The sequence below is a fragment of the Luteibacter sp. dw_328 genome (assembly GCF_018449605.1).
In the GTDB taxonomy this organism is placed as follows: Bacteria; Pseudomonadota; Gammaproteobacteria; order Xanthomonadales; family Rhodanobacteraceae; genus Luteibacter.
The window spans coordinates 1-22,558 of record NZ_JAAVUW010000001.1; the positions used below are offsets into that span (position 1 = coordinate 1).

The following is a 22,558-nucleotide window of genomic DNA, read 5'->3' on the forward strand; positions in this document are numbered from 1 at the left end:
AGGGGTGCTCGCTGTAACCTGGCCCGCTGCCGCGGGATCGCCGATGAATCGGCTCCCACAACGGCTAGGGCTTTGTCGCCAGCGGGGTGGGGTAGGTGAGCTTGGGACGGTAGGGCTGGACCGAGATGCCGAGGTTCGGGCCCATGCGGTGGCTGAGGCCGTTCGCGTTGTACAGGCCGAGGGTGTTCGAGGGGCGCCTGGTGATGTCCGCGTCGCCGGGCATCGGTACCGGCGTCACAGCGGTCGCGACCATGTGGTTGAGGCAGGCGTAGGAGAGCGTCGCGTTCCCCTCCTCATGATCGACGCATCCCGGGGTCGCCGACGCATGCACGCCGGGCAGGGTCACGACGCCCTTCGTTTCCTGCGCAAACGCGCCAGACGTTGCTGCGGCGGTGAATACGAACACGAGTTGCCGAATACGCATACATCATTCCCTGAGTCGTCACTGCGCTGGATAACACGCGCAGCAAGCCCTGCGGAAGTGGCGCGGCTGTTGTCATGGTGTTGTCACTAACTTTGTCACGAAAACAGCGCGGTTGTGTCATTTGCCGCGCCTAGCCTTCCCACGAGACAAGTCCCCGTCCCGTACGCCCATGCGCGAAGGAATGACCGTGACACGCTGCGTTTTCGCGCTGGTCGCGTGCACCATCCTGCTCGCATCGCCGCATCTCGCGGCGCAGGTGCGGACCCCGGCGGAGGCATCACAGGGGTCGGAAGAAACGCATGCGCCAACGCGCTTCGACATCGACGCACAGCCGCTTGCGACCGCTCTTCGCGGTTACAGCGAAGCGACGGGCATTGCTGTCCTCTTCGACGATTCGCTCGTCGCGGAACGTTCGTCGCCCGGTATCCACGGCGTGGCCGACCCACGCGACGCGTTGCGTGTTTTGCTCGTGGGAACGGGCCTCAGCGCCCATTTCGCCTCGATGAACGCATTCACCGTCACAGCCGATCCAACGACAGCCGCCGAGGCGTCCCTGCCTCCTGAAACGGAGGTGCGCGACGCCACGCCTTCGCTTGACGAGCGTGGCGCCGCGGTGATCCAGGTCGGCATCGAAGCCGCGCTCTGCGCACACGCGACGACACGGCCAGGTAGTTTTCGCCTCGCCATGCAAGTGTGGATCGATGGGGCGGGTGCCATCACCGAGGTGTCCGCGCTGGCACCGTCGGACGATCCGCATCGTGACGCACGCGTGGTCGCTGCGCTGCGCGGTCTGCGTTTGCCTCCGTCGACATCCCGTTTCAGCCCTGTGACAGTTCTGCTAACGCCGTCGGCTCCTGGCGCCTATCGCTGCACCGGCTCGCGCGCAGGGGAGGGCTGACGTGGATACCTCGATGCTGGGGCTGTTCCTCGCCAACTACGAAGACTTCCGTCGCCGGCTGCGCCGTCGCCTGCGCTCGGACGATCTCGTCGACGACGTACTGCAGGAGACCTACCTGCGGGTGGAACGGCTCGATCCCGAGGCCGAGCGCGCCACGCACCCCACCGGTTATCTGTTCCGCATGGCTTTGAACATGGCCGCGGACCACCACCGTTCGTCGGGCCGACTGCTCACCGGCGAAGAGGTCGACGACCTGATACAAGGCGTTGACGATCACCTCGACCCGCCCACCGTATTGTCTTCGCAGCAGGACATCGCGGCGCTGGGCCTGGCCCTGGATATGCTCACCCGTCGCCAGCGCGAGATCCTCATCGCGGCACGTATCGACGAGTTGCCCCAGGTAGAAATCGCCGCGCGCTACGGCATCTCCGTGCGCATGGTCGGCAAGGAACTGAAGAAGGCACTTGAGACCTGTGCCGCAAAAGTGGGAAGAAAATCGGTACAGCGGTTCGGTCCCGGTGCCGGAGATGCGTCTTGACCGGTATGGACACGACTCACATCCACGAGAGCGAACGCGAGGCCCAGGCGTGGCTGGTGCATCTGACCTCGGGTAAGGCCACCCGCGAGGACGGCGAAGCCTTCCGTCGCTGGTGCCTGGCGAGCGAACAGCATGCGGAGGCCTTCGCACGGACGCGGCAGATGTGGCAGGACCTCGGTCCGGCCATCGCGCGGCGTCAGCAATCGATCCCAAGGGGCGGACGCCCGGTACCGAAGCACGCGATACGAATGAGTCGTCGCGCCTTCCTCGGCACCGCTATCACGGCCTCTGTCGCCGCGGTGGTCGTCGCCCGGTATGGATTCGACATGGGTGGCCAACGCGGCACCGGCGCCACCCTGCGCACGGCGATCGGCGAACAGCGGCACGTGGACGTGACGCAGGGCGTTGCCCTGGAAATGAACACCGCCACGGATATCGGCGTGCGTTCGTCGGGTAACGCCATCACCGGCGTCCGCCTGCGTTCGGGCGAGGCCGTGGTCCGTATCGACTCGTTGCACACCGCACCCTTCGTCGTTGAACTGGAGGATGCGCGCGTCCTTTCGGGTCCGGGCGCCTCGTTCGCTGTGCGCTGCGTGGACGGCGTGTCCACGGTGACCTGCCTGGAAGGGCAGGCGGTGCTGGCGCGTGCCGCGACGAAGACCCTGGTCAAACCCTCGCAGCAGCTGGCCTTCGATGCCGACGGCCTTGGCGCTGCGGTTGCCGTCAATCCGGATACCGCGCTCGCATGGAGGCACCGCGTACTGATCTACGACAACCAACCCCTTGCCGACGTCGTCACCGACATCAATCGCTATCGCCCCGGCCGCATCGTCATTACCGACCACGCGCTCGGCGAGCGCCGCGTGCATGCGCGTTTCACCCTGGACCAGATGGCCGACGTGGCCACGCTGATCGAAGACGCCTATGGCGCGCACGCCACCCATCTTCCGGGTGGTTGGGTGTTGTTGAGCTGACTGTCGCACGGGGTCGGCACCGTCGGCCTCATGAATTTTTCGTGACAACGGTTCAGTGCCACCACTGCCCACGCGTCCTTAGGGCAGATGGAACATCAGGGGAAGCTCCGCGTGGCTACACGAGCAGTATGGGTGCGAGGCGCACACGCGCTGGCGCTGGCGATTTCGCTGTCGTTGACAGGTGCCGCCATGGCGCAGGACGCGCCGACCGCGTTCGACGTGAACGAATACGTCGTCGACGGCAACACGACACTGCAGGCGCTGGATATCGAAACGGCGGTCTATCCGTTCCTCGGTCCCGGCAAATCGATGAACGACGTGAGCGCGGCGCGGGATGCACTGCAGAAGCTCTACCAGGCGCACGGCTACCAGTCCGTGGTGGTGGACCTGCCGCCGCAGCAGGTGAAGGGCGGCGTGGTGCGATTCCAGGTCACCGAGAACACCGTGGGGCGCGTGCGTGTGGAAGGCGCCACGTACCGTTCCCCCAAGGATATCCGCGATGCGGTGCCGGCCCTGCGCGAAGGCGATGTACCGAACTTCGCCGATGCCCAGCAGCAGCTCACCGACGTGAACAAGCGCGGTGGTGCCCAAGTCGTGCCGGTGCTCGCGCCGGGCAAGCTGCCGCAGACGATGGACGTGACGCTCAAGGTCACGGACAGCTCGCCGCTGCATGCCAGCCTCGAGGTCAACAACGACCATAGCGTCAACACGCCCGAACTGCGCACCGTGGCCAGCGTGCGCGACGACAACCTGTTCCAGAAGGGACAGTCCGCGTCGCTGACCTATATCGTCGCGCCCCAGGATCGCAACGCCGCGGAGGTCTGGGCGGGTTCGTATCTTATTCCGTTGAGCACCGACTGGAGCGTGCTGACCTCCGCTTACAAGTCCAACAGCAATGCCAACGCCGTCGGTGGTACCACGGTACTGGGCAAGGGTAACGCCTTCGGGTTCACCTTTGTGCGCACGCTCCCGACCCACGGTGAGTACTCGCAGTCGCTGTCCCTGGGCCTGACGCGCAAGCACTTCGATCAGAACATCAGTCTGGGTGGACAGACCTCGAAAGCACCGATCACCTATATCCCGCTGGTCGCGAGCTACCAGGGCCAGTCCGTCGGCGAACGCTCGGCGAGCAGCATCGGTATCAGTGGCACGTTCGGCTTCCGGGCCGGTGGCAGCGACTCGGCCGAGTTCGACAACCAGCGCTACAAGGCGCGGCAGAACTTCTTCTACATGAAGTTCGATGGTGGCCACACGCTCAACTTCGAGGATGGCTTCAGCCTCGCGGGACGCCTCGGCTTGCAGTTGTCGACCTCGTCGCTGGTCTCCAGCGAACAGTACGCGGCCGGTGGCGACAGCACGGTGCGTGGCTACCTCGAAGCCGAAGAGACTGCCGACCATGGCGTGATCGGCTCGATCGAATTCCGTACACCGTCCATCGCCCAGCACATCGGTGGCTGGGTGAACGACTGGCGCTTCCACGCCTTTGCCGACGCTGCGCACCTCGCGCTGATGAACGCCTTACCGCAGCTTGTCGATCCGGCCAATCCCGCCGCAGGCAGCACGCGCGTGACGAGCTACGACCTTTCCAGCGTCGGCGTCGGTACCCGTTTCCAGATCTTCAACATCGCTACCGGTGCGTTCGAGGTGGCCTATCCGTTCAACAACGGGCAGGCCACGCGTGCGCACGACACTCGCATCCATTTCTCACTCAAAGCGGATCTCTGACCGGCAGGTCGGACCATAGACTCCAGGGGTATCACCGTGACTCGAATCTTGTTACTGACCTGCTTGCTCATCCTCGGCTGGGTGCCTGCGGCGCACGCCGACACCTCGTGGTGGAACCAGGACTTCTCCTTCCGCAAGGCGATCACCATCGACACGACGGCCAAGGGTGGTCATGTCAGCACGGCGGTCGGCCGTACGCCGCTACTGGTTCGCCTGCACTCGGGCAACTTCACCTTCGACGGTGTGTCCGAGTCGGGCGCGGATATCCGCTTCGTCGCCGCTGACGACAAGACGCCGCTGAACTTCCAGATCGAAAGCTTCGATCCGGTGCTGGGCGTGGCGCTGATCTGGGTGGACGTGCCGCAGGTGGCCGCGGACGCGCAGCAGCAGGTGTGGATGTACTACGGCAACACCAAGGCGCAGGGTGCCGAGAAGGCTGGTGCGGTATTCGACGCCGACTACGCCGCCGTCTATCACTTCGAAGAGCCCGCCGGCACGCCGCCGCACGATGCCACGGCCTACGGCAACAACGCCGTCGGTAACGACATCGCGGGCGTCGACGGCATCATCGGCAAGGCCGCGCGCTTCGATGGCTCGAAGATCGTGACGCTGCCGGGCAGCGTGTCGATGAACGTCGCCGAGGGCGGCACCTTCACCATCAGCACCTGGATCAAGCTGGACGCCATCGCCGATGGTCGCGCGCTGGTCTACGCCCGCCGCCAGGGTGACCAGAAGCTCCTGATCGGTCTCGACCATGGCGTGCCCTTCGTGCAGACGGGCGACGCCACCAGCGCCGCCGGTGAGCCGATCAAGGCCGGCGCCTGGACGCACCTGGCCGTCACGGCCGCGGGCGACGACATCGAGCTGTATGTCGATGGCAAGCCGTACGCCAAGCTTGCCGCGAAGCTGCCTGCGATGACCAGCCAGGCGACGCTTGGTGGTGACGCCCCGGGCCAGACGGAAACCTTCGTACCGTTCACCGGCCAGATGGACGAGGTGCGCCTGTCGCGCATTGCCCGCCCGTCCACGCTGATCGCGGTGGACGCGCAGACCCAGGGAGCGGAATCCAAGCTGCTGAACTACGGCGCCGACGAGAAGCAGTCGGGCGTGGGCTTCGGGTACTTCGGCATCATCGTCAAGTCGGTCACCGCCGACGCCTGGTCGATCATCGGTATCCTGATGATCATGGCCGTGCTGTCGTGGGTGGTGATGTGGCAGCGTGCGTCGTACGTCAACCGCGTAACGAACGCCAACGAGGACTTCCTCGAGGCCTTCCGCCAGCAGGGTCGCAACATTCTCGCGCTGTCGCGCGATCCCACCGCTTCCCGCCTGGAAGACGCGTCGCTGTACCGCCTGTATAAGGTCGGCGCCGGCGAAGTGTGGAATCGCCGCGACGCGGACGGTCACGACCATATCGCGGCTGAATCCATCGAAGCGATCCGCGCCACCATGGATTCGGTGCTCGTGCGCGAGAACCAGAAGCTGTCGAAGTCGATGGTGCTGTTGACCATCGCCATCTCCGGCGGTCCCTTCCTCGGCCTGCTCGGCACCGTGGTCGGCGTCATGATCACCTTCGCGGCGATCGCCGCGGCGGGCGATGTGAACGTCAACGCCATCGCACCCGGTATCGCCGCTGCGCTGCTGGCGACCGTCGCCGGCCTGTTCGTCGCGATCCCCGCGCTGTTTGGCTACAACTACCTGTTGATCCGCAACAAGAACGTCACCGCGAACATGCAGGTGTTCGTCGACGAGTTCGTGACTCGCCTGGCGGAACAGCAGCGCGCCACCCACCCGTCGGCCGTCGCGGCCTGAGGAACGGATCATGCGCGCGCAAGACGAAGACAAACCGTACGACGACATCAACATCACGCCCATGCTCGACCTGGCGTACGTGTTGCTCGTGATCTTCATCATCATGACCACCGCGTCGGTGCAGGGCATCAAGGTGAACCTGCCCAAGGCCAGCGCCGCGGTAAGCATGGCCAAGCCGCAGACCAAGGCGATCACGATCTCGGAATCGGGACAGATCTTCCTCGACGCCTATCCGGTGACGATCGGCGAACTCGAAGAACGTCTTCGCTCGCTGAAGGCGATCAACCCGGATTTTCCGGTGGTGGTGAAGGGCGATTCCACGGTCCAGTACCAGAAGGTGATGGACATCCTGGATCTGTTGCGTCGCGTGGACCTGCCGCAGGTCGGCCTGGTCACCGGCAAGTCGCCGAAGGGATGATCGCGTGACCTTGTCTACTTCCCGCCGAAGAACACCTCGTCGCTGGCTCGGTCCGGCGGTCGGTGTCGCCGTGCTTGTACTGCTGGGGGTGCTGATCTGGCATTTCGCTGGTAGCAGCGTGGGCGTGCGTCGCGAGGCGCCACGCATCGCCACGATCACACCCCTCCCGCCACCGCCTCCGCCGCCGAAGGAAAAGCCGCCGGAGCCGAAGAAGGTCGAGGACGACATCAAGCCGATCGACAAGCCGCAGGACATCCCGCAGAAGCCGACCGACGCGCCGAAGCCGAGTAACGACGTGGCCAAGAACGTCACGATCAACGGCGATGCGCAGGCTGGTAGCGACAACTTCAATATCGGCGCCGGCGATGGCGGCGGCATGGTCGGTTCCGGTGGCGGCAACGGCACGGGTACCGGCAGCTACAGCCAGTACCTCGGCTATGCGATCCAGCAGGCCGTGCAGCGCGACGACCGGGTCAACCGCCTGGCCTTCGATGTGCGCGCCGACGTATGGCTGGATGCCGACGGCAAGCTCGCCCGCGCCGAACTGGTCGGCGGCAGCGGTAACGCAAAGACCGACGAAGCCTTGCTCGAGGCCTTGCGCGCGATGCCGCGCATCGACGTGGTGCCGCCCGCCTCGCTGCACTTCCCCGTGCGCGTGTCCATCCGCGGGAAGCGCCCCGTATGACGCCCGCCACGCCAACCCCCTTTGAAACACACGCTTTGGAACCCCGGAGAGTTCGCATGACCATCGGAAAGGCCCGCCATCGACCCGCGCGAGCCATGCTGGCCCTCGCCATCGGGCTGTCGCTCTGCGCGGGCGCTGCCCAGGCGCAGAGTGCCGCGTCGGACAACGCCACGATCAACCTCGTGCGCCTGCTGGTGAAGCGCGGCGTGCTCACCCAGTCGGATGCGGATGGCCTTATCGCCCAGGCCAACGCCGAAGCCGCCCAGGCACAGAAGCTCGCCGGCACCGCCAACGCGGCGCCGACCACGCCGGGCCAGGTGCGCGTTACCTACGTGCCGGAAGTGGTGCGCAACCAGATCAAGGATGAGCTGCGCCAGGAAGTGGTCGCACAGGCCAAGACCGAGCATTGGGCCGAGCCGGGCAAGCTGCCCGAATGGCTCGACCGGATCAGCTGGACGGGCGACATGCGCGTGCGTGACGAGTTCCACTACTACGACAAGGGCAATGCCTCGCCGGTCGTGGACTTCGCGCAGCTCAACAAGACCGGTCCGTACGACCTCAACGGCAACAACCCGCCGCCGCTGCTCAATACGCTGGAAAACCGGACGAACTCGCTGCGCATCCGCGCGCGCCTGGGCGTGAACGTGGATATGGGTGAGGGTGTCACCGCGGGGATCCGTCTCGGCTCGGGCAACGACAACAACCCGGTCTCGACCACGCAGACCCTCGGCGGTGGCTTTGCCAAGAAGGACGTGTGGCTCGACCAGGCCTGGCTGGCCTGGAAGCCGACCGAGTGGGCGCAGGTCATCGGCGGCCGCATGGCGAACCCGTTCATGAGCACGGACCTGGTCTACTCGAACGACCTGAACTTCGACGGCATCGTCGGCAAGTTCAATGTGCCGATGACCGACCAGCTCAGCACCTTCGCCAACGTCGGCATGTTCCCGATCGAATACCAGGCGGACGACTTCCCGTCGCAGCAGGGCGTCAAGGAGTCCAGCCGCGACAAGTGGATGACCGGCGCACAGCTCGGCGCTACCTGGAAGTTCAACGAAGACACCCAGCTCAAGGCCGCCCTGGCGTACTACCGCTTCGACCACATGCAAGGCCAGCTGTCCTCGCCGTGCTCGATCTACCTGGGCGTCGCTGCCTGCGATACCGACACGAGCCGCTCGGCGTTCATGCAGAAGGGCAACTCGCTGTTCCTGATCCGCGACATCGTGCCGGATCCGAACTCGCCGACCAACTACGCGCAGCCGCAGTTCGTCGGTCTGGTCTACGACTATCACGTCGCCGATGCCAACGCCCAGTTCGACACCAAGGTGGCCGACACGCCGCTGCGCATCGAGGCCGACTACATCCGCAACATGGCTTACCACCGTGCAGACGCGTTCCGTCCCGATGTCGGGCTGAATCGCCTGGTCAACAACTTCGGCGCGGGCGATATCACCGAGGCGACGTACAAGAGCGGCCCGGTGGGCTGGATGCTTCGCGCCACCCTGGGTGACGTGAACCCGCATGCGGCCGGCGACTGGAACGTGAGCCTTGCTTACAAGTACCTGCAGCCGGACGCCACGCTCGACGGCCTGACCGATACCGACTTCCACCTGGGTGGCACCAATGCCAAGGGCTTCATCCTCGGCGGCAGCTACGGCATTTCCAAGTACGCGTGGCTGAGCCTGCGCTACTTCAACGCCAAGGAAGTGTTCGGCCCGCCGCTCTCGATCGACGTGTTCCAGCTTGAAATGAATGCCCGGTTCTAAGGAGGCGATATGAAACGCACCCTCATCGCGCTGGTCCTGCTTGCCGTGTTCCCCGCGGCACAGGCACAAACCGCCAGCCTGGAAAGCCGCATGCGCGACCAGCTGCGGGAAACGCGCACGCAGTTGCAGGAGCTCCAGGCCCAGCAATCCACCTGGGCTGCCGAGAAGGCGGCGCTGGAAAAGGAGCGCGACGCCGCGAAGCAGGAAGCTGCAGCGGCGCATGCGACCAAGGCGGTCCCCGCAGTGTCGCCGGAAAGCACGCGTGAACTGGCCGCCGAACGCCAGCGACGCGAGGCCGCCGAAGCGAGTCTGCAGCGGAGCAAGTCCGATGCCGAATCGGCCAGCGTGGCCTTGCGCACGGCGGAAGCCGAGCGCTCACGCCTGGCCAAGGAACTGGAGCTGTCGCATTCGCAGGTGGACGCCTGCACCGCGCGCAACGTCCAGATGTACCAAGTGGGCAAGGAAGTGATCGCCGCCTACGAGAACATCGACACAACGGACATCGTCAGCTCCCGCCAGCCGTTCGCGGCGAAGTCGCGGGTGAAGCTCGAAAACGCCGCGCAGTCGTTCGGCGACAAGCTCTACGAACAGCGCTTCGATCCCCGTGCCGGCCAGGTTTCCGCCACGCAATGAACCAGGACCCGTCAGCCCGGCGGTGGGGCGCAAAGGAATGCATCGGACATCGCAACGGACAGGGACGTCTCTCTTTCATGAAGCAGGTCAGCGAGGCACGCGATGTATCCCGACCATGATTCGCCATGTTTGCCCGAATACCGCGCACCGAAGCCGCGTGCTTCACGCGCAAGAGCCGAAGTGGACGCACGGGCGGGCGGTATGAGCTGCCTGCATGCGCTCGCCGAGATGCTGCGCCAGTTGTATACGGCGAGGCAGAACAAGGCGGCCGAGGTCCTCATCGACCGTTGCTCGCGGGAAACGCTGGAGCAGCTGCTCGGCGAATCGACGGCGTTCCTCGGCGGTCGCGTGCGCTATGCGGTCGACGACCGGCTGAAATACCGCAAGGCGACACAGGAAGACACGACGCTGCCGACGATCCGCGCGATCGCCAGCGTGCTCAACACGTGGCTGCATGACGGACGCCGGCTGGCGATCCGCGCGGTGCTGCGTGAACTCTGCGATGACGAGCTCAGGGAGCTCGCCGCACTACCCGAACTTAACGATGAAGTGGCATCGATGACTGGTGATTTCTCATGAACAAGCCGCGCCCGACTTTCCGCCGCAATGCCATGTGCCACTTCATCGCCATGGCGCTGTTCGGTGGCACGGCCCACGCCGCGACGCCGCCGCCTTTCAGCCAGGCCTGGCTGGCCGCGAAGCAGGCCGGTGCCGCGCAGTCGACGACACCCACCCCGGGCAGTGCCGCAGGCAATAACGGCGGCAACGTATTCACGCCCGGCAACGTGATGTTGCAGCAGCGCGTGCAACAGTCCATCGCCAACCTGGACGCCGCCGCACAGGCCGTTGCGGCGCAGATGGCGGCGCAGAGCAGCGCCCAGAAGGCCGCGCAGCAGCTGGCATCGAACGTGCCCGATGGCATCGCCGCGGGTGGCCTGAAGGTCGATCGCAACGTCCTCAGCGATCCGACGCTCTGGCAGAACGCCAACGCGCCCACGCAGTCGGTGGCTAACGGGCATACCGACGTCGAGATCAAGCAGAATGCCGCCAAAGCGATCCTGACCTGGGAGTCGTTCAATGTCGGCCGGAATACGACGGTTCACTTCGACCAGACCGGTGGCACCCGGACGGACGGCAGCAACCAGTGGATCGCGCTGAACCGGATCAACGATCCTTCCGGCAATCCGAGCACGATTCTTGGCCAGATCAAGGCGGAAGGTACGGTGTACCTGCTCAACCGCAATGGCATGATTTTCGGCGGCGGGGCGCAGGTCGATACACATTCGTTGATCGCCAGTTCGCTGGATCTGTTCACCCATGACGTGACCAAGAGCAACGCGTTCTTCCTGAAGTACGGTGTCGGTAGCGGGGCGGACCCGGAGAATATCCTGGGCAACGGTAGCGCTTCGGTCATTTCCCTCACCGATAACGGAGACGCGGCCAAGCCGGGTGCGCAACGTGGTGCGATCAAGGTGGAGCAGGGCGCGTCCATCACCGCCTCCGCGGATGGCTTCGCCCTCGTAGCCGCTCCGGCCATCAGTCAGGCGGGCGAAATCGTCGCCGATAACGGCCAGGTGATCCTCGCGGCGGTACAGGGTCTCAGTATTGCCACGAAGGCGTCTGGTGGTGGTTTGAGCGCGGTCGCTCCTGTCACGTCGACGGACTTCAACGGATCGATTGAGAACACAGGTCTTCTCCAGGCGCGCCAGGGCGGGATCCAGTGGCTCGGCGAAGACCTGCACCAGGGTGGCGTGCTGGTGTCGTCCACGAGCCTGAGCCACCCGGGCAGTATCAGTTTCGATCTGGGAAATGCACACAACGTGTCGACGGTGGTGACGCTGGGCCAGGGCTCGGTCACCACAATCCTTCCCGAAAAGGACGGTGAAACCACCACGTCCACGCCCGATGCCGACGCGGCTTTCGTCACGAGCAGCGTGGACTTCAACATGAAGGCCGTGTTGAATCCCGGGGCACTGGTCGAGGTCCCGGCCGGGACCGTCACGTTCCACCGGGAGGCGTACGTGGACAGCGGCGCCACGATCGACGTCTCGGGGCTGGCGAACGTTACCTTGCCCATGTCGTCGCTGCTCGTGATCATTCCGCGCATTGGTCTTAACGAGCTTGCCAACTCGCCCTTGTTGCGCAACAGCTTCCTGTTCTCGGCAAAGAACGTGGCGGTGGACAGCACGCAGTCGGGAACGCGCAGCGATGGCCTCGACTGGGTGGGCAGCCCCGTGCTCAACGCAGCGGGCTACGTGAACAACGTGCCGCGTACCGTCGACCAGTTGATGATCAACGGCGGCAGTATTGCGTTCCAGCTCGGCGGAATTGTTCGCACTGGCGCCCAGCTGCGCCTCGAAGGCGGCTTCCTAAACTACCTGCCCGGGTACATCACCACCCCGCGTCTTCAGGCGGCGAACGGCCTGGTCTATGACATCGCCTCGGCGGACCCGAGCGTCGACTACACCGGCTTTGCTGGCGTCTTCAGCCAGAACCACGCCCGCTGGGGCGTGACCGAAACCTATACGAACCCGCTATTGGCGAATATGGGCCGGTGGGATCCTGGCTTCATCAGTGGTGGTAACGCCGGCACGCTGTCGTTCGGCCAGAGCGGAAATGTGACCCTGGTCGACGACGTTATCCTGGATGGTGAGGTGAGCGCGCACGCTTATGCCGGCCGCGAGCAGGTGCGCAGCGGGACCGAGCCGCTGGGCGGCACGCTCGATATCGACATCGTCGACATCCCGTTTTTCCAGGCGACCGACAACAATCCGGGTAGAGCAGTCAACTTCGTGATTCAGACGGATCGCATTCCGCTCGAAAGCTATGCGCCTGACTTCAGTGCCAAGGATCCGTGGCCAACCCCCGGGGGCGATCCGACGGACCCGAACAATCCATTGTGGTGGCACAGCCTCTCGACCGCCATGATCGACAACGCAGGCCTTCGCAAGGTTCGCCTGACCACGGCGGGCACGGTGTTGGTCAAAGACGGTGCCGACCTTCATGTTGCCGACGGTGGCGAAGTGGATATCACCGCGACAAACGTCGACGTCGAGGGATCGATCGTCGCCCACGGTGGCACGATCGATCTGTCTTCGCGCAACACCAACGGCGACCACCTGAGCGACGTGTCCTCGTCGATCGCCATGGGCGAGCGGGCCCGGTTGGACGCGAGCGGCCTTTGGGTGAACGATGCCGGCCGCACGGCCGATGAGTTGCAGGGAGACCACTGGATAAACGGAGGCAGCGTCTCGCTGACCGGTTTGACGAGCGGTGGCGGCAATGCGCCCGACACCACGCCGGATATCTTGCTGGCCCATGGCGCCGTGATCGATGTCTCCGGCGGTGGCTATGTCGGGACCGACGACCTGTTGTCGATGGACGGCGACGTGCCGCGCGGGCGCGGTGGCGACGTCACCATTCAGACCCATGTGGACGGCCCGGGGTTCAACTACAACTCGCTGGGCGTTCAGCCCAGTGACCTGTCGGGAGGTGCGATCGCGCTCGGCGCCACGCTTATCGCCGAGGGCTTCTCGGGCGGTGGAACACTTACATTGCACGCGCCGCAGGTGCAGATCGGTGGCGAGGAATCGTCCGGATCCGACACCGCGTCGCTTTACCTCGACCCCGCCATGTTTTCTTCGCTGGGCTTCTCGCAATACGACGTGATTGCCGACACGGATGCTACCGTGATGCCGGGCGCGCAGATCATGGTGAGGTCGCGCGCGATGCTTGCCGACCAGACGGCACTGCTCGATATAAGCAGTCGCGCCCACCTGCTGGGTGCAGACGGGCAGGGCGATGTGGCGTCCGTGGGCGTTCTCGATCCGTATGTGCGGTATGCGCATCGGGAGGCGAACGACGGCCTGACCATCGAGGCAGGCGACTATCGCAACTGGCGGGGCCCAGACCTGCCTGGCATCACCGGTAGCGTGACGGTGGGTGAAGGCGCGCATATCGAGGTGGATGCGGGCGACACGATTGCGCTCAACGCGACAGGCAACGTGGTGGTAGACGGTGCGCTGGTCGCTCATGGCGGAACGATCGCGTTACACGACCTCGAGCCTGCGGCAGCGAAACCCGATGCGCCCAATCGCAGTGTCTGGCTGGGTGCCGCCAGCGTGCTCGACGCCAGCGGTGTATCCCTGCGGGATCCTGCGGCCGGCGCGCTTCCTGGCGACGGTACCGATAACGTACTTCGTGCAGACGGCGTGGTTCTCGCGGGCGGCACGGTGCAGTTGTATGCGGACCATGACGTGGTCGCGGAGCGCGGTTCCCGGATACTCCTTTCCGGCGCAAGCGATACGTACGACCTGCCGACGGAAGGTCGCCGCACGGGCATCGAACAGGCGACGTATCTGGCAACCCCGGTGTGGAGCGATGCCGGAACCCTGGACATTCAGGCAAACGCGGGCCTGTATTTCGACGGGAGTCTCGACGCCCATGGTGGTGCGGCACAGGCCCGGGGCGGCCAGGTAGCCATCTCGGCTCGGGTGGGTGCTCAACAGGGTAGCCTCAGCAAGGGGCTGCTCGTGCTCACTCAGGACGGGTGGCGCCTGCCGGAAGGTAGCGATCCGTTCTCGTCCACCAGCCTGGACGAACTGGATGGCGGTGACCTGCGATTCGCCGTCGACCGTCTCGATGGGTCCGGCGTCGACGATCTCTATCTTGGCCTTCCGATTGCCGGCGGCGACACCACGCAGCTGCAGGCGATGACGGTGGCTTTTGCCGGTGACGTTTCCCTGCGCACAGGCAGGAGCATCCAACTGCAGACGATCGGCCTGTCCGCGATGGCTTCCGATGCGCGTACTCCCGGCGATGCCCAGGACGGCCATGCTGGCCAGGTCGATCTCCATGCGCCATATGTGTCGATCCTGGGCTCAGGCATCGCGGCGGCGGTTCCTGCGGCGCCCTCTCAAACCACCCCGTCTGACGGAACGCTCGAGGTCAACGCCGACGTCATCGATCTCGGCGGACGCGTCAATCTGGCCGGCTTCGGCCAGGCATCGTTCGATGCGAGAGGTGATATCCGCTTCACCCTGCCGACGAACGACGCCGGCATCAATCAGACCGGATGGCTCTACAGCACGGGCAACCTGGAGTTCACGGCCAGCCGCCTTTATCCGATGACGCACTACGCGTTCCTGATCGACGCAGCCAGTCCGTCCTCCGAGACCACGGTCACGTTTCACCAGGCAGTCGCTGCGGACGATTCGACGCCGCTGAGTGCCGGTGGCACGCTCGCCGTGGCTGCCGATCACATCGAGCAGGACGGCACGCTCTGGGTGCCCTCGGGATCGATCGTCCTGGGCACCGACGATCCTTCGGACATGAAGACGGCTCTCGGACTGGGCAGTGCGCTGCCGGTCGCGTCGACGCGGGACGTGCATCTCGCTTCCGGGAGCGTCACCTCGGTATCGCTGGACAATGCGATCGTGCCCTACGGCACCACCGAGGACGGGAAGGACTGGCACTACGAAAACGCCACGTCGGCACAGCCACTGGTCGATCGTCCGCCCGAGAAATCGGTGTCGATCGCAGGTGGTTCGGTGTCCATGGATACGGGGGCGACCGTGGACCTTTCCGGCGGCGGCGACCTCCAGGCCGTGGAATGGATTCCGGGTACGGGCGGATCGCGCGACGTGTTGGCGCAGACCTATACCGACTATACGAATTCGCAGGCAGGCGTGCAGAAGTCGCAATACGCAGACGACCGCCCGATCTACGCGATCATCCCCGGCGTCCAGTCGCCGCTCGCCGCACACGACGCCGCGCTCGAATCAGGGGCCGGTGCGGCGCCTGGCGTCGGTCAGGCGGTGTACCTTTCCGGTGTGCCGGGGCTCCCCGATGGCGTCTACACGCTGCTGCCTGCCCGCTATGCGACGCTACCCGGAGCCTATCGCGTCGTGCAGAACACGGGCGTAAAAGACCCGGTGCCAGGTGCATCCACCACGGCGCCCGATGGCAGCCACCTCGTGACGGGTTACTTCACCGATACGCTGACTGGCGCGCGGGATGCACGGTCGAGTTCGTTCGTCGTGCAGTCCGCGGATACGTGGGGTCAGTACTCGGAGTATTCGCTGACCTCGGCATCGACATTCTTCACCGACAAGGCCAACGCGAATGGTGACGTCGTTCCCCGTCTGGGCGCCGATGCCGGTCGGTTGAGCATTGCTGCCACGGCAGCACTGACCCTGGGGGCGACACTGGATGCCGCTCCGGCGAAGGGAGGCCGTGGCTCACAGGTGGACATTGCCGGCGAAGCTATCCAGATACTGGGTGCCGGCGAAACCGCGCGCGATGGGTATCTGCACGTCTCTGCCGATGAGCTTACGACCCTGGCTGCAGGCAGCCTCTTGATCGGTGGCAAACGCGAAAGCACCGACGCCGGCGACAGGATCGATGTGCTGGCGAGCGATGTACTGCTTTCGAACGACGCAGCGCACCCGTTGCAGGGTAGTGAGATCGTCCTTGTCGCCAGTGGCCAGGGCGGTGTAGTGCTCGACAACGGCAGCGTGCTGCGTGCCACGGCCACCGACGATGTCGCGTCTCCATCTTTGCTCATCGGCGAGGCGGCCAGCGGTACGACGCCAGCGGTCAGTGGCGACGGCGCCCTGTTGCGTGTGTCCGGGCTCGATGCCGCGCCCATCGTGCGCACGAACATCACGGGCCTTGACGGTCCTGCCGGCACGCCGGGCGGCAATCTCGCCATCGGCGCGGGTGCCGTGATCAGTGCTGCGAACTCCATCAGCATGGATGCGACGGGGCTGACCTCGCTCGCGCCCGATGCCACCCTTGGCGCACACGAGATCGATGTGACGGCTGGACGTATCGGCCTGACCGGCAGCGATCCTACGGTGCAGGACCAGGCTGGTAGCCTGCTTATCGGACCGCGTATCCTCGCGCAGTTCGCCAACAGCGACGAAACCACCTTGCGTGGTCGCCAGGCGATCGACCTGATCGGCGACGCCTCGCTATCCGTGTCGAATGCGCTGACGCTGAGCGCCCCGTCGATCCAGAGCGACGGCGGAAACGCTTCGCTCGCTGCGGGTTCGCTTACCATTGAGAACGATACTGGCGCTGCATCGCCGACATGGTCGGTTGGCACCGGCCAGCTGGAGGTCGACGCAAACGAGCTGCATCTGGGCTCGGGTACCACGGTATTCAGCGGGCTTGGACAGTTCACCGCGACTGCCGGGTCAGGGGTCTACGCTTCGGGTGTCGGCACGATCGATCTGGGGGGCGCCAACGTCGACGTCGCCACACCAGGTGTCGTTGCCCCGATCGGCGCGGACAATCGCGTGGAGACGACGGGTGCCATGCATCTGTCCACGAACGGCCCGGCACCTGCCTCAAGCGATAACACCGGCGGCAAACTCGCGCTTCAGGCGGGAAGCCTCGATGTCGGCACGGCTATCGTGGCGCCGGGCGGAAATGTCTCGCTGCATGCCACGCAGGGCGATGTCCACCTCGGTAACCACGCGATCATCGACGTCGCCGGCGTCACGTTACCCTTCATCGATACGACCGTGCCTGTGCCGGGTGGCGAGGTGACCTTGCAGGCTGACGAAGGCAATGTCGTGACGTCCGCCGGCTCCTTGATCGACGTTAGCGGTCCTGACGGCGGCAAGAGCTCTGGCAGCGCCGGTGAGCTGGATGTTGTCGCGTCGAAGGGGAGCGCCATGCTGGGCGGCTCTTTCATCGGCCACGCCGCGGATGGATACCTGGGAGGTACGCTCTCGGTCGATACGGCGAATGCGGTGGACCTCGGTTCGTTGGCCTCGGTGGCAGACGCAGGTGGCATGGACGGGTCGATCTCCGTGCATACGCGTAGCGGCGACCTTTCGATCGGCGGCGGCCAGACACTGCGCGCCCATGTGGTGAAGCTCACCGCGGACGGCGGCGATGTGAATGTCGCCGGCGATATCGACGCGTCGGGAACGTTCGGCGGCACGATCAACCTGACCGGTGCGCGCGGTGTCGATATCGACGGTGGCCTGAACACCAGTGCATCCGCTGCCGGGAAGGACGGCGGTGACATCTTCATCGGCACCGGTGGCACTAGCGATGGGCAGCTGAACGCAACCTTCGGGTACGAGGAAGTGCAGCGCACCGACGCGGGTCATATCCGCATCGGCAGCGGTGCGAGGATCGTACAGGACGGCACAGATGCCGATGGCAAGCTGTACCTGCGAGCACCCTTGCTCAGTGACGGCGACGTACCCATCGACATCGCAACGGCGGTGGATCTCTCACACAGCCGCAATCCCACGGTCGAAGCCTATGCGGTGTGGGACACGCGCGATACGCCGGCGGATCCCGTAGCCGATGCAGGTAAGCACTTCGACGGTCTGGTTGACGCCGCAGGCTGGTACGCGGCCGATCCGGTGACGGGCGTTCCGACGCTGGTTTCCGGGACGTTCTCCGACGACGCAGGCAATCCGATTGCCGGGCCGGATCCCACCAACGCGGCACAGGTGGCCGACTACCTGGCCCGTTACCGCTTCACGCCCACCGACCCCAATCAGGCGCATGCCACGTTCTACGGCTATGTCAACGGCGACGAAGCGCAGGGTGCCGGCTCGTTGATGAGCTTCATCGAGAATCCGGGTCTTAGCTTCGAATCCCGATTGAAGAGCGCGGTGCCCGGGCTGGTCGTACGGCCTGGCGTTGAGTTGCGCAATGACAATGCCGACTGGAATGGCGGCGATATCGCCGTGCTGACCAACTGGAACCTAGGTGCAGGCACCAGCGACGCCGACGGCACGCTTCACCTTGCGTATCGTTACGGCGATCAGGCGCCGGCGCTGAGCCTGCGCGCCGGGGGCGACCTCGACATCCGGGCGAGCATTACCGATGGCTTCTACCAGCAGGGCAGCGCGGGTGGCGTGGGTGGTGCACCGCCGGAATCCGACCAGGCGGAAGCGGAGACGTGGTACGACACGATCGTCAGCCAGGGCAATGGTGCTGACCAGATCGATGGTGTCTTCTCGAAGCCGGCCGAGTTTGCCGACGGTGATTCGGAAGCGGTGAAGGAGTACTACGGCCAGTACGTGGAATATGCGAAGTACCTGACGGCGAAGATCGATGAGTTCAGCTCGGTCGGTAACGACATCAGCCCGGCCACGATCATCGCTTTCGGCGTCGGTTTCGGTCTCGTCGACCCGACGGTGGAAGCGCCCGCGAAACTGCCGACGCCGCAAACGCTGGGCGAATTTCCGTCTTATCTGAACGCGTACAAGAGCTATCTACTTACCTCGGCACGATCAACCGACTTTCCGGATACTTTTTCGGTGCCGAACGACTTCGCCACCCTGGATGGACCACCGACGACGCTCGACCTCATCACTCCCACGGCGGCCCCGCTCGACAACAGCCCGTCGCCGCGTGCGACTGCGACCAATCCCCTGCCGATTCTCAGCGCCACCCTGACCGGCGGCAACAGTTCCAGCTATCGGCTCACGGCAGGTGCGGATTTTACGTCGAGCGATCCCGGCGCCACGCTGCAGGGCGCCCTTGGCGCGGTACTGTTGGGTGGGCACACCGACTACAGCGACCCTCAGACGAATCGCGTGCTTGCCGCACCCACCGTTGTGCGCACGGGAACAGGAGACATCGAAATCGCTGCAGCGGGCGACATCCGCTGGACGGATGATCGCGCTCCAGCCGCCGTCTATACGGCAGGCGCACCCGCGCAAGGCACCACGGCGGATGATGGCGTGTCGATACTCCGTCCTTCGCTGAACATCGGCCTGGAGCAGTCGGCGACGCCGGAGCTCGTCGTCACCGCCGAGGTCAACCCCGACGATGCGGGTCACCTGAGCTTGCGCGCGGGCGGCGACATCGACGGTATCCAGAACACCGTCGACACGACCGGCGACCTGACGGGTACGGCAGGAACGCGCACGGCACAGTACTGGTGGCCGTGGATGCAGACAGGCAACACCGACACGCGTTCGTCGATCAACTTCGGCGGTTTCGACCAGGGCGTGATGAGTGTTGGTGGTAACGTGAGCGTGCAGGCCGGTGGCGATATTCGCGATCTCTCGGTATCGCTGCCCACCACCTGGATGATCAACACCGATGCAGCTGGTACACGTAGCCTGCAGACCTTCGGTGGTGGCGATCTCGACGTCAAGGCCGGTGGCGACATCCTCAGCGGCAGCTACTTCGTAGCGCGAGGGCAGGGCAGCATCCAGGCCAGCGGCCAGATCGGTAGCGATTTCTCGGTGGGTTATGCGACGCCGATCGGCGGCACGTCGGCGACCATGCCCGTTTCCACACTCATCGCCATGCAGGACAGCCAGGTGTCGGTGCAGGCTGGCGGGTCGGTGAGGCTTGGCGGCATTTTCGATCCATCGTTGCTCAACAGCAGCAGCGTGATGGCCCTTGCGCCGACAGGTCATCTCGATGGACAGAACTATTCGACGACCTCGAGCGTCGACGTGACATCGTTCGCGGGCGATGTCGTCTATGCCGACCTCGCCTCGCCGATGTCGCTGTTCGTGCCCGGTGTACGCGCGCAGACCAGCATCTCCTCCGATACGGGCGGCGATATCCTCCCGGCATCCGTCAACTTCACGGCCGCTCACGGCGACCTGCGCTTGCTGACCAGCGGAGAACTCTTCCCGTCGGACAACGGCGACCTGACCCTGTTGGCGCAGGGCGACGTGAATTTCGCCCTCACGGGGCTCGGGCTGGCAACGCGCTACGCCTGGGGCATGATCGATGCACCGTTGAGTTCCATGGTGTCGCCGTTGAACCTTCTCCCGATCGATCCCAATGTCTCGCCCGGGACCGACGCACCCACCGGCGGATACCTTGCGCAGCAGATTTCCACCAACCCGCAAGATGCGGTTCTCTTCCATGCTGCCGATCCCTGGCATGCTGCCGATATCGACCCCGTGCGCGTTTTCGCGCTGGACGGCGATATCGTCAATGGTACGGGCGGTGGAGCGGGCGCGGTGTTCCTCATGCCCGACAAGGTGTCGCATATCGAGGCGGGCCGTGACATCGTGGACCTCGCTTACGTTGGCCAGCAGCTGCATGGCAACGATATCTCGGTCATCAAGGCAGGTCGGGATATTATCGATACGCCATTGGGCGCCATTCCTCCGGTTGACCTGCCTCGTGGCATCCTGGCCGTCATCGCCCAGGCCGGGCCTGGTTACCTTTCCGTCGAAGCCGGGCGCAATCTCGGCCGTCTCGCATCGCAGACGGAGTTCTATGGCAACACGAGGGTTCAGTACAGCACGCTTCTGGCCCCGGGTGGCGGCAATTACACCGGTATCGACTCGGTCGGCAACATCTACAACACCAACCTTGCGGGTCAGGGCGCGTCGATCATGGCATCGTACGGTGTCGCGCCAGGTGTCGACGACGCGGCCTTCATTGCGCGCTACATCGACCCGTCCGCCGTCAAGCCGCCCGGCCTCGACGATGGCTCCGCTGGCCTGGTGACGTTCGTCGAGAACTATGACGCTGGTCAGGCCGTGGATACGGGGCTTCTTGCCGATCGGCACGTGCCGACCTATACCGTCGAGCAGGCGTGGGCGAGGTTCCAGGCCTTGCCGGATGACGCGAAGGCGATCTTCGTACAGCAGACGCTGTTCGGCGTGCTGGCACAGGTGGGCAAGGACTACAGCGATGCTTCGAGCCCGTACGCCAACCAGTATGTCCGCGGGTATGCAGCCCTGAACACTCTGTTCCCCGCCTTGCTGGGTTATACCGCCAACGGACTCGATGGCGGCAGCAATGGCGCCCAACAGCTCGTCCACATGGGTGACCTGGATATCCGCGGCAGCACGATCCAGACCCAGCGGGGAGGCGATGTTTCCATTCTTGCTCCCGGCGGTGAGGCGCTGCTGGGAAGTGTTTCCGCTCCGCCTGTCATCGTCGACACGCGCGGCGGCGTGCTTGCGGGCCCGAATACCCAAGGCATCCTGACGCTTCAGAAGGGCGACGTATCGATCTTCACCGACACCAGCACGTTACTTGCGCAGAGCCGTATCTTCACCGAGCAGGGCGGTGACGTCACCATCTGGAGCTCCAACGGCGACATCAATGCGGGCAAGGGGGCGAAGACCAACAGCGAGATCCCGCCGGTTCGTTACGAGTGCACGCTGGACGCCTGGTGTTCGCAGGATGCGGCGGGGCAGGTAAGCGGTGCGGGCATCGCCACGCTACAGACGATTCCGGATGCGCCAGAAGGATCGGTGTACCTCATGGCCCCGCGGGGCACGGTGGATGCTGGTGATGCAGGCATACGGGTGTCCGGCAATCTCGTCGTCGCGGCGGCGCACGTTGCCAATGCCGATAACGTACAGGTCAAGGGTGATTCCGTCGGCTTGCCTGTCGTGCAGGCGGTAAATGTCGGTGCACTCAACGCGGCGAGTTCTGCAGCGACTGCGGCAACGAAGGCTGCCGAGGACGTTGCACGCCAGCAACAGTCAGACGCGCGCGATCGCCAGCCGTCGATCATCTCGGTGCAGGTGATCGGAGGCGACCCCAGCGCAAGCATCGATAGCGGCACGCATGGTTCGGGCTATGACAGTGCAAGTCCGGTGCAGGTGGTGCGTCGCGCAGGCGTGGCGGGTGATGGACTGACGCCCACGGAGCGTGCTCGCCTCATGCAGTGATGCCGTGCCTTTCGTTGTCATGTGATTTGTCATTAACGTGATAATGCCAA

Annotated in this window: 12 protein-coding genes; 11 read left to right on the forward strand and 1 reads right to left on the reverse strand. The window is 64.8% G+C overall.

Features of this window, described 5'->3' with window-relative positions; genetic code table 11:
- Nucleotides 1-64: 64 nt before the first annotated feature.
- On the reverse strand, nt 65-424 hold the full coding sequence (locus tag HB634_RS00005) for a hypothetical protein (protein ID WP_213946884.1): 360 nt from the start codon (nt 422-424) through the stop codon (nt 65-67).
- Nucleotides 425-611: 187 nt separating this feature from the next.
- Between HB634_RS00005 and HB634_RS00010 the strand changes: the two genes are divergently transcribed.
- The 11 genes from HB634_RS00010 to HB634_RS00060 all read left to right on the forward strand — a co-directional run bounded on the left by HB634_RS00010 (nt 612) and on the right by HB634_RS00060 (nt 22,508).
- Nucleotides 612-1,322, forward strand: coding sequence for an STN domain-containing protein (locus tag HB634_RS00010; RefSeq protein WP_213946885.1), 711 nt, complete (start codon nt 612-614; stop codon nt 1,320-1,322).
- 1 nt (nt 1,323) lies between these two features.
- The gene (locus HB634_RS00015) at nt 1,324-1,860 is read left to right on the forward strand and encodes an RNA polymerase sigma factor (protein ID WP_231873907.1); all 537 of its coding nucleotides are present in this window, start codon (nt 1,324-1,326) and stop codon (nt 1,858-1,860) included.
- A 5-nt stretch (nt 1,861-1,865) separates the two neighbouring features.
- Complete coding sequence (locus tag HB634_RS00020) at nt 1,866-2,834, forward strand: DUF4880 domain-containing protein (RefSeq protein ID WP_255548333.1); 969 nt, start codon at nt 1,866-1,868, stop codon at nt 2,832-2,834.
- 111 nt (nt 2,835-2,945) lie between these two features.
- The gene (locus tag HB634_RS00025) at nt 2,946-4,559 is read left to right on the forward strand and encodes a ShlB/FhaC/HecB family hemolysin secretion/activation protein (protein ID WP_197478268.1); all 1,614 of its coding nucleotides are present in this window, start codon (nt 2,946-2,948) and stop codon (nt 4,557-4,559) included.
- Nucleotides 4,560-4,595: 36 nt separating this feature from the next.
- Nucleotides 4,596-6,371, forward strand: a complete 1,776-nt coding sequence (locus tag HB634_RS00030) for a MotA/TolQ/ExbB proton channel family protein (protein WP_213946887.1) — start codon at nt 4,596-4,598, stop codon at nt 6,369-6,371.
- Nucleotides 6,372-6,381: 10 nt separating this feature from the next.
- The gene (locus tag HB634_RS00035) at nt 6,382-6,789 is read left to right on the forward strand and encodes a biopolymer transporter ExbD (protein ID WP_063571809.1); all 408 of its coding nucleotides are present in this window, start codon (nt 6,382-6,384) and stop codon (nt 6,787-6,789) included.
- Between the two features lie 4 nt (nt 6,790-6,793).
- A complete protein-coding gene (locus HB634_RS00040) occupies nt 6,794-7,474 on the forward strand; it encodes an energy transducer TonB (RefSeq protein WP_213946888.1) in 681 nt (226 codons plus the stop codon).
- A gap of 56 nt (nt 7,475-7,530) precedes the next feature.
- Nucleotides 7,531-9,237, forward strand: coding sequence for a putative porin (locus HB634_RS00045; protein WP_213946889.1), 1,707 nt, complete (start codon nt 7,531-7,533; stop codon nt 9,235-9,237).
- Between the two features lie 9 nt (nt 9,238-9,246).
- Complete coding sequence (locus HB634_RS00050; RefSeq protein ID WP_213946890.1) at nt 9,247-9,870, forward strand: hypothetical protein; 624 nt, start codon at nt 9,247-9,249, stop codon at nt 9,868-9,870.
- 201 nt (nt 9,871-10,071) lie between these two features.
- A complete protein-coding gene (locus HB634_RS00055) occupies nt 10,072-10,449 on the forward strand; it encodes a hypothetical protein (protein ID WP_213946891.1) in 378 nt (125 codons plus the stop codon).
- Complete coding sequence (locus HB634_RS00060) at nt 10,446-22,508, forward strand: filamentous haemagglutinin family protein (RefSeq protein WP_213946892.1); 12,063 nt, start codon at nt 10,446-10,448, stop codon at nt 22,506-22,508. Before HB634_RS00055 ends, HB634_RS00060 begins: the two co-directional genes overlap by 4 nt.
- Nucleotides 22,509-22,558: the final 50 nt, after the last annotated feature.

Bases quoted from the DNA above. Each gene is read 5' to 3' on its own strand.
- HB634_RS00005 (WP_213946884.1), bottom strand. From the start codon at position 424: ATGCGTATTCGGCAACTCGTGTTCGTATTCACCGCCGCAGCAACGTCT.
- HB634_RS00020 (WP_255548333.1), top strand. From the start codon at position 1,866: ATGGACACGACTCACATCCACGAGAGCGAACGCGAGGCCCAGGCGTGG.
- HB634_RS00035 (WP_063571809.1), top strand. From the start codon at position 6,382: ATGCGCGCGCAAGACGAAGACAAACCGTACGACGACATCAACATCACG.
- HB634_RS00045 (WP_213946889.1), top strand. From the start codon at position 7,531: ATGACCATCGGAAAGGCCCGCCATCGACCCGCGCGAGCCATGCTGGCC.
- HB634_RS00050 (WP_213946890.1), top strand. From the start codon at position 9,247: ATGAAACGCACCCTCATCGCGCTGGTCCTGCTTGCCGTGTTCCCCGCG.
- HB634_RS00055 (WP_213946891.1), top strand. From the start codon at position 10,072: ATGAGCTGCCTGCATGCGCTCGCCGAGATGCTGCGCCAGTTGTATACG.
- HB634_RS00060 (WP_213946892.1), top strand. From the start codon at position 10,446: ATGAACAAGCCGCGCCCGACTTTCCGCCGCAATGCCATGTGCCACTTC.